Annotated in this window: 3 protein-coding genes and 2 pseudogenes; all 5 read right to left on the bottom strand. The window is 41.1% G+C overall.

Going from position 1 to position 5552, the window contains the following annotated elements:
• Window positions 1-261 precede the first annotated feature (261 nt).
• Window positions 262-1995, bottom strand: coding sequence for a diflavin flavoprotein (locus IM322_RS20225; RefSeq protein ID WP_287675434.1), 1734 nt, complete (start codon window positions 1993-1995; stop codon window positions 262-264).
• A gap of 171 nt (window positions 1996-2166) precedes the next feature.
• Window positions 2167-2667 (bottom strand): phosphate-starvation-inducible PsiE family protein, encoded by a 501-nt coding sequence (locus IM322_RS20220; RefSeq protein ID WP_002763297.1) that lies wholly within the window; start codon window positions 2665-2667, stop codon window positions 2167-2169.
• 163 nt (window positions 2668-2830) lie between these two features.
• Window positions 2831-4555, bottom strand: a complete 1725-nt coding sequence (locus tag IM322_RS20215) for a diflavin flavoprotein (protein ID WP_287675435.1) — start codon at window positions 4553-4555, stop codon at window positions 2831-2833.
• Between the two features lie 539 nt (window positions 4556-5094).
• Window positions 5095-5268: pseudogene (locus IM322_RS20210) on the bottom strand (transposase); the annotation flags it as partial.
• A pseudogene (locus IM322_RS20205) lies at window positions 5265-5444 on the bottom strand (hypothetical protein); the annotation flags it as partial. The pseudogenes IM322_RS20205 and IM322_RS20210, both read right to left, overlap by 4 nt.
• Window positions 5445-5552 lie beyond the last annotated feature (108 nt).

Genomic DNA, 5552 nt, shown 5'->3' with positions numbered 1-5552 from the left:
TGTCAGTCTGTAGAGCGACCATAAGACCAGAACAGAGTAAATCTGTTAAGGCAGGTGCGGAACCCCGCAAGGGAAAGAAGCAGAAACCTAAATCGTGAGGTTTGGGAATCACCGTCCGTTTACGGCGGTGAGGATGTCAAGGGGAAACAAAGACAAAATAACCTGGTCGGACAGCCTTGGATACTAACATAACATTTGTTTCCCAGAAATCTAGGCCGATGATGGGGGGAAAGTCAGGAGCTTTGCCCCGCTAGTCCAGTTTTAATACTGACTACCGGATTTGCGATGACCGATGGCGGTGACACCGTTACTATCCAAAACTTGACCCCGCTCGACGGTAGCATAGACTAACCAGCGATCGCCGCAGAGTTGTCGCTCTTTGACCGTACACTCTAGATAGGCGAGACTTTCGCTTAAAATCAGACAGCCATTTTCCCCGGCTTGGGTTTCTAATCCCTTGACACTCCTGGGCCTAAAGGCGTAATGACGGCGTAAATTGCGCCCTTCCTTGAGAATATTCAAGGTAAAGGCGGTTCCTGAGTTAATTAGGCGATCGGCGGCTTGTTCGTCAGCAACGGCGATAATTAGCCCCGGGGGGTTAAAACTGGCTTGGGATACCCAAGAGGTCAGGAAACCAGCATGATCCTCGCCCTGACGAGTGGTGAGAACAGAGAGGGAACCGACAATCCGACCAACGGCCTGGGCAGTGCGATCGATTTGTGTTTCGGTCATTCCCTGTTGGGGAACCCGCAATTTTTTGGTTTTTTTCAAGGTCCGGGCGAAGGTTTCTCCGGCTAAATAACCTGCTTGTAAACAGCTTTCTGTGGGGCTAAAACGCACGCGCAAGGATTCAAAACCGAGGCGATAATTGGCATCTTTGAGTTTAGTTTCAATTAAATCTACAGCTTCCCCACTCCAACCGTAGGAACCAAAAACACCGGCTAATTTAGTTTTTGCTGCCGTGGAAAGAACGATTCCTAAAGCGGTTTGGATCTGAGTGGGAGCGTGACCGGCTAAGGTGGGAGAACCGATAATAAATCCGTCACAATTTTCGATCGCTTGACTAATTTCGGCGGGGGTGGCAAACTCACAATTTATTGATTCTACGGCCAGATCATTTTCTAATAATCCCCGTTCGATCGAGCGGGCCAGGGTGGCAGTATTTCCGTAGGCAGAAGCATATAATAAAGCCACTTGTAGAGGTCGAGTTTTTTGTTCTTGACACCAATCACGATAATCGTGGGCAAGACGACTAAGACTATAACGAATTATCGGACCGTGGGCGGGTGCATAATATTGGGCGGGAAATTCTTTAATTTTGTCGAGGGCTGTTTCTACCGCTTTGGATTGCACGGCATGGAGACAATCAAAATAATAACGACGATCCGCGTCTAATTGTTTCCAATTCTTATCCCAAAGAGCGTCACTGCACAGATGCACACTAAAGAATTTATCGCTGTATAAAATTTGGGTTTTTTGGTCAAAAGTGCAGATACCATCGGGCCAGCGCGGCGTAGGGACATTAATAAAACTTAGTTGATGACCTTGCCCTAAATCAAGGATTTCATCGGTTCGTATGCCAAAAATTTGTGCATCGGGAAAGGCATTTTTAAGGGTATTGACGGCAGATTTAGAACAGAGGATGGTGATTTGATGGGTTTCGGCTAATAATGCCTTTAAAGTGACGATACGATTGGGATTAACGTGACTGAGAATCAGATAATCGAGACGATGTAAGGAGATATATTGACGAATTTCTTCTAAATAAATTTCGGTGAAGGATTCTCCAGGGGGATCGATTAAGGCGGTTTTATCACCACAGATAAGATAGGAATTAGCGGTGGTTCCCCGTTGACGAGCATATTCTATTTCAAATTTTAATCTGTCCCAAGTACGGGAGCGAAAAACCAAAGTTTTATCGGCAATTTCTGCGGTTTGAACATCGCGGGAGCGATTATTAATAGCAGGATTAGGAATTAAGGTAGTAGCGCTCATAATTGTTCAGTTGGGTGTTGGGTGTTGGGGTGTTGGGGTGTTGGGGTGTGGGGTTTTAGGGTTTTAGGGTTTTAGTTGAAATTACTCTATCTCCCCATTTCCCTATTCCCCCATTTACCTATCCCCTTCTAACTGATAACTGATAACTGATAACTGATAACTGATAACTGACTAAATTTTGCTGTTTATTTCAGTTAATTCTTTAACTAAATGTTGACGATAACGTTCAGAAACTTTTTGTTCAGGATCGATACCTTCAAAGGTGGGAGGAAGCCAAACTCTTAACACCATTAATGTACCAAGAACTATTAGAAAAGCACAGGCAGCTAATACTTGTGTCCAATTAGTTTCTAGGACTCCTCTGACAATTAATTCTCGCAAAACCGAGACGATAGAAACTTCCACAGCAACACCGATAGAAACTCGTTTTTCTTGCAAATAAATAATTAACAATCGGAACAATTCTACTAGAATTAAGAGGAATAAAATATCGGCGGTAATAATCCGAAATTGAATCGGTGGCAGCAGAGACATAAACATTTCTCTGACTTCTAACACCATGAAGCTAAATAAACCAATACAGAGAGAAATGACAATTAAATCTTGAATCATTTCTAAGACTTGCACTACTCGCACCATCATTGGGGAAGGGTTTTTAATTGGTTCGTACATTTTATTTCTCCTAAGATTGATAGAATTGGGTGTTTCAGTTATCAGTGAGCAGTAAACAGTAATCAGTGAAAAGAAAGCGGCAACTTCCTACTTAACACTATCCACTGAACAATCAAATCTGATAACTGATAACTGATACCTGATAACTGTTAACTGATAACTGTTAATAATGGTTGCCAACTTTGCGATGATGGACAGCAGTTAAGACATCTAAACGGGCAACTCGTCCAGTATTAACGGTACAATAAACTACCCAATGATCGCCGCAATCTAAACGACTGGTTACTTCACATTCTATGTAAGCTAAGGCATCGGCTAAAATTGGTGATCCATTATTGGCAGTATAGGTTTTAATGCCTTCAAAACGATTGGCACCGGGAGAGAAACGCTTGAGGAAATGTTTCATTAATTTCTGGTAATTATCCTCAGCTAAAACATTTAAAACAAAGGTATCGCTAGGCTGTAAAAAGGATACCATTGCCCGATCTTTGGCCACTGCAATCGCCACACCTAAAGGATTTAAACTTGCTTGTGTCACCCAAGAGGCAATCATGGCACTAGATAAATCGGCTTTTTGGGAAGTAATTAAGTACAATCCGGTGCTAATACGGCCTAAAGCTCTTTCTAAGTCGTTGTTAATCGATTTAATTTGTTTAATCGTTTTTTCTCGGCTTAACCATTGGCCGAGGTCGGTTCCTGCTTCATCGGCAATAAAATCGAGGGATTGATTGGGGTTGTCTTTAACTAAAAGAGGAGGAAAAGCTTCGATCGCGACCATTTCCTGTAATTTATTTCTTAAGGGAAAAATTGGTTCATCTTCCCCACCTCCTGACTCAAATAATCCTACCGCTTGTTTGCCATTAACTGAAGCAAGAATTGTGCTTAAAATCGTCTGGTTAATCGGGGAAGATTGGGGAGGCATTCCGATGACAACTCCCTTAGACTGATTGATTAATTCTCTGACTTCGTGGGGATCAGCATTATTCATATCGACTAATTCTGTCACCACATCAGTTTTAGTCAGACCCTGACTAATCATAGTAGCTAAATGTTCACTTTGTCCGTAATCTTGGGTAAAGAATACAGCCACTAAAGTATCGGCAGAAGTTTGTTCTTGACTCCAAGTTTGATAGCGTCCCACCCAATCAGAAATATGGTGTTTTAATAGGGGACCGTGACCGGTGGCAATGAGATTAATCTCAAATTTCTCGATTCTTTTAATTGCCCCTAAAACTGAACGAGCATTCGGTCGCATCAGACAGTCATAATAGGTTTGAAAATCGGCTTCTAGCAGGTCTTTTTCTCGATCGTAGGTTTGATCATCGCAAAAGTGCATTCCGAAGGCATCACAGGTAAAAAGGGTGGCAGTTTTAGCATCAAAAGTGAAGATAGTATCAGGCCAATGAAGATTAGGGGCTGAAACAAATTCTAAGACATGACCATTGCCTAAATCTAAAGTATCACCACTTTTAACGATTAACTGTTTAAAGGGTCTGTGTACCATGTTTTCGAGGAATTGCATGGCAACTTTTGCCCCAACCACGGTAACTTCTGGGACTAATTCCAAAACTTCTTTGACTAAACCACTGTGGTCGGGTTCGGTGTGACTGATAATTAAATAATCAAGATGATTGATGTTGATTAGTTTAGTTAATTCCTCCAGATAAAGGCGATCAAATTTGCGGTGAGATGTATCAATTAGGGCGGTTTTTTCCCCTTGAATAACAAAAGAGTTATAAGTGGTACCGTTTTCTAAACCAAATTCGATATCAAAGCGCTCGCGATCCCAATCCAAACAGCGCAAGGTAAAAGTATTTTCGGCGATTTCTTGGATTTGTGTGGTTAAACGGCTGGTTTTAGCGGGTTTTGGGGTGATTAAAGCAACCATAATTTCTCTCTCCCACAGGATTTGATTCGGAACTGCATTTGCTTAATTCCTATGGTGACTTGCTTTCAGCGATTTGTAAAATACCAATTACTCAAGTAAATGATTAGTTAGATTTATATAACCTTTTGTCTATGGTTGTGAGTATTAATTTGAGTGCTGGCCTTGCCGAATCAAGATCTGAATACTAATTGTGCATCGTATCCACAAGTTAGCTTAGTCCTCGGTTTTAAAAACTGCCTAGAAGACAATTTATCCTTAAAATCAGCAATAATGGCAATTTCAAGCTGAAAAACGCCTCATAAGGAATTGTAAGAGCGATTTAAGTTTTATAAAAAACAGCTTCACACAATATTTTTACATATTTGTCAAGCTTTTTACATAATTCTTAATATTTATCCCGTTTTTGCTCTCTCGCTCTCCTCGGTTTTCTCGACCGAATCGCTAAAATGATTAGGGGTGTTTTGTTTTCGATGTCAGTCCATGAGTGAACCTGTAACCCTTGAGGATATTTACCAGCTATGCTGCGCTGGCGAAACGTTTTTTGTCTTTGCTGAAGCGGTAATCCTTTTTAGTTCTTTTTCTAAGGATTCAGGAATTTTTGTCCAATCAATTAATTGGTGAACTTCCGGAAAAAAGAAGCCTAAAAACGCTTCAAAATATTCGCTTAATGCTTCTTTCCAGGGTTCATCATAATTGGCGGTTGTTTGGTTCATGAATTACGATATTGGATTCTTGTCAAAGACTGCTTAAATTCTGCGAGAGAATTAGCAGTAGCTGCTAATTTAACAATCTCTTGTAATGTAGATAGTACCGAAACTTTATTCAGGTATTGTTCCACATCTAAAGGAACTTCACCTAATCGAGATTCCAAAACTGTTTTGACAAAATCACTAACCTTGCTCTCTTAAAAGAGCTACTAAAATTAGCAGCTACTGCTAATTCTCTCGCAGAATTTAAACAGTCTTTGGCAAGAATCCAATAAGAACATCTTACCCTA

Source organism: Microcystis sp. M109S1 (genome assembly GCF_020247025.1).
Taxonomy (GTDB): Bacteria; Cyanobacteriota; Cyanobacteriia; order Cyanobacteriales; family Microcystaceae; genus Microcystis.
This window is presented reverse-complemented; position numbering and strand designations above follow the sequence as displayed.

Excerpts from the sequence above, each read along its gene's own strand:
- IM322_RS20225 (WP_287675434.1), bottom strand. The coding sequence starts at position 1,995 with ATGAGCGCTACTACCTTAATTCCTAATCCTGCTATTAATAATCGCTCC.
- IM322_RS20220 (WP_002763297.1), bottom strand. The coding sequence starts at position 2,667 with ATGTACGAACCAATTAAAAACCCTTCCCCAATGATGGTGCGAGTAGTG.
- IM322_RS20215 (WP_287675435.1), bottom strand. The coding sequence starts at position 4,555 with ATGGTTGCTTTAATCACCCCAAAACCCGCTAAAACCAGCCGTTTAACC.